This is a genomic window from Mycoplasma anseris ATCC 49234 (genome assembly GCF_000702805.1).
GTDB classification, from domain to species: domain Bacteria; phylum Bacillota_I; class Bacilli_A; order Mycoplasmatales; family Metamycoplasmataceae; genus Metamycoplasma; species Metamycoplasma anseris.
On sequence record NZ_JNJX01000019.1, the window covers coordinates 1 to 3770 of the forward strand.

The window sequence follows — 3770 nt, forward strand, 5'->3', positions numbered from 1 at the left end:
GTTTAGATGCTGCTAAAACCGCCTTAGAAACTAAGTTTAAAGAAATTCAACAAAAAGCTGAAGCAAGAAAACAACAAGAAAAACAAGCAAAAGAAAAATTACAAGCCTTAATTGATAAAGCAACTTTATTTAATAAAACAGTTGAAAATACATCAATTAAAAATGAATTAAACACTGCCATTAAAACTGCAACAGCTAAAAAAGATGATGTAAATTCCACAGCCAATTCGTTAGAGTTAGCATATAATGAATTAAGTACCACATTTGATGCTATAGAGATGAAACAAAATGAATGAAAAATGGCATATGATGTGCTTAATAATAAAATTAATGAAGTTAATACACAAGTTAATGGATATAATTTAAATAACATTGAAAGACAACAGTTATTGACTATTGTAAGTAATATTAGTCCAGTTTTAAATAATAAAGATAATGATGCCAATGAGTTTAAAAAGAAATTACAAGAATTAAACAACGGAATTACTGAATATAAGACAAAAAATGATATAAGAAATCAAATTAATGAATTATTAAGTAAATTAAACCAAGATAAAAATAATGAATATGTAATTGACAAGCAAGAATTGCAAAATAAAATTACTAAATTAATTGAATCAACAAATGCTTTATTAGCTGAACCAAATTCTACTCTTTTAGAATTCCAAAACAAGAAAAGTGAACTTGAAAACTTAATAAAAGAAACTAATAATGATGCTACTCGGCTAAAAGTTGAATTACGTTCAACAATTGAAACTACTCTTTCAAATACCAAAGATAGTTTAACATTATCATTACTAAAAACTTATCCAACGAAATTTAATTTGGAAGCAGCTTTAAATGAAAAAATATCTAAATTACAACCTGTATTTGATAACACTAGTTCTGATAGAAAAACTCTTGAAGATGCATTGCGTGATTACAACACCTTATATGACAAAGCTAAAACATGATTCGAATTATTAGAAAAATATGCATTTATGAAAAAAGCTCTTATTACTGATAAAGAACATTTAGATAAAATGGGAAAATTTTCTGAATTTGAAGGAAAAGTTAAACAAATAAAACAATATATAGAAAATTATAATATTAGACCAACAACCATTTCTATTGAAAACCATGAAGCCATCTGAAAACGTTTAATACCAATAATAAATAATTGATTTGTAGAATATAACTTAAAATTCAATGAAGAAAAGACAAAACAAACATATGCTGAATGAATTAAGATTTTAAATCAATATTAAATTCATTTCACTTTTAAATAAAGTTTCAACTATTATTAATTTATACACCATAGAAATCTATGGTGTTTTTATTTTATTTACATAATATTATTAGATATATGTGAGTAGATTTAAAATAAAAAAAGAGAGAAACCTCTCTCTTATTTATTTTTAGAAAAATTATTTATTTGAATTAAAAAATTCATTTAATTCTTTTAATTTAGTTAAAACTATATTAATATCACCTGATGATTTATTTGAGTCAATTTCAGGTTTAATTGTATTCAATTTTCCTTGTAATTGATCTCTTTTTTCTTTATTATTATTGTCTGTGTTAATATATGTTTCAATATTACTATAAATAGTTTGAATATCTGATTCTAATGATGAGTCAATTTTTGAAATTAAATCAGAAATTTGGGTATTAACTCTATGTACTGCAGAAGTTTCAATGCTTTCATTATAACTTTCATAATCATCAATCAATTGTTTTAATTTATAAGCGTGGTGAATTGAATTAATTTCTGAATAATCTTCTTGAATTAAATATTTCTTTGCTTTTTCTTTTAATTCAACATATTTTTTTCACACTAATGATTTTTTAGTTTTTTGAGCTTCTTCTAATTTCTTATTCATATTTGTAATTAAATTAATGTTTTCATCGCTCATTTCAGATGTTATTTCATTAATATTGTCAAATTCTTTAAAGATCTTATTAAGATTATTTTCTTCATCTGTAAAATATGATTGATTTTCTTCACTATTTTTAAATTCATTAATAGCTGATTTATATGCATTAAAATCATTAATAACTGCTTTATTTTTCCCTCTAGCAATAAAACTTTTTAGAGAAGCATATGCTTTTAAAGAAGGGTAATTTCTGCCTAAACTTGTTTCATATGAATTAATATCATGATTTAAATCTTCAATCTTTAATGTATATTTATCTTTAATTTTATCACGATATTCTTTTAAGCTTTTTAAATCATTTAAAGCACTAATATAATTTTGAACACCTTCTTGAGTTTCTGTTACTTTCTCAATTGCAGCTACTAAATTAGGTTTTAAAACAGTTTTAGGATCAACTGACAATATAGCATTTGCTTTCTCAATTTCACTATTTAATGTTGTATCTAAATTTTTTGTATTTTTCTTAAATTCTTCATCATTTAAATAATCTGAAGGCAATTCAACTCTTTCTCTTAATTTAGATAATAATTCATTTCTTTGTGTATTAATTTGTTCTTCAGCGGTATTAATTGCGTTTTTTAATGCAGATATTTGTTGACTATATTTTTCTGAAGTTGTATCAGGTTTTTTAATCAATTCCTTTGAAAATTCAATAACTTCATTAAAATGATCTTTGTTTGTATTGTCTGTACCATTAATTAAATAAGGACTTTCTAATATTGATGTAGCATTTGTTACTAAAGTGTTTAATTCATCCTTAATTGCCTCTTTATCCATTTCTAATTTTTTACCTTGAACTTCATTAAATTTATTTTTAATAGATTCAATGATTGTTTTTAATTCATCAAGAGTAATATTTTCTTTTTTAGATGCAGTATTTTGCGTATCTAAAAAACTAGTTAATTCAGTTTTTAATGGTTCATATTTTGGATCTTCTCATGTTGTAATTTCCTTAGCAATGTCTTCATTTAGTTTTGTTAATTCACTTTTTTTATTGTTAGTTTCATTAATCACTTGAACATCTTTTTTAGCTTTTTCTAAAGCAGAATTTAAAGCAGTTTTAGCTTGTTCAATTTTTTCATTTTCATTGCTTTTTTTAACTAGTTCATTTTGCTCATTTTTTTTAGACAATAATTCATTATATATATTTTGATATTTATTATTATTAATTTCATTTAAGTACGAAACAAGATTATTTTCAATTTTTAGATATTCCATTTTATTTTTCAAAACATTAAATTTGGCATTTGAATTATCTAAAATATCTTTTAATTCTTTTTCATCTTCAACATTGCTTTGTTTGTCTAAACTATCAATTAAACTTGCAAATTCAGTATTTAAGGAAATATTATCAATGACATTTGAATTTTGTTTTTGATATTCCTTAATATTTTCAATTAAAGATAATATTTTGTTTTCTTTAACATTTTTATTAGATTTTCTAGCAAAAATGTATGCAGTTGTTGATATAGCAGCAACTGCTGCTAGACCTAAAACGATTAAAGCTATTTTTCTTGACTTTTTCATATTTTATCCTTTTTACAAATTTTAGTATATATATATATATTATTTTTAAAATTTTTTTAAAAAAAATTCTAAAAAAGTAAAGAAATTTAGATAAAAAACTTTTTTAAATTAACATTGGCAATTATAATTGTGAAAAATTACCCTCTTATATTTTTATAATTTTTTGAATGATTTTTACATTATGTATCAAATTTAAATATTAATATAATTAAGATCACGTTTTCATAAAAAAGAAATAATAAATTAATAGCAAACATTAAATAAAAACAAAAAAAATGAAGAAAACAAACAAAAAGTATTGAAAAAAGAATGTTTTTTTTTTTTTTT

General features: G+C 22.0%; 2 protein-coding genes. One reads left to right on the forward strand and one right to left on the reverse strand.

Features of this window, described 5'->3' with window-relative positions:
• The coding region (locus tag T401_RS07315) for a coiled-coil domain-containing protein (RefSeq protein WP_033179059.1) at window positions 1–1247 on the forward strand (1247 nt) is incomplete at its 5' end.
• 159 nt (window positions 1248–1406) lie between these two features.
• Here T401_RS07315 and T401_RS07320 read toward each other — a convergent pair.
• Window positions 1407–3443, reverse strand: coding sequence for a hypothetical protein (locus T401_RS07320; RefSeq protein WP_033179060.1), 2037 nt, complete (start codon window positions 3441–3443; stop codon window positions 1407–1409).
• Window positions 3444–3770: the final 327 nt, after the last annotated feature.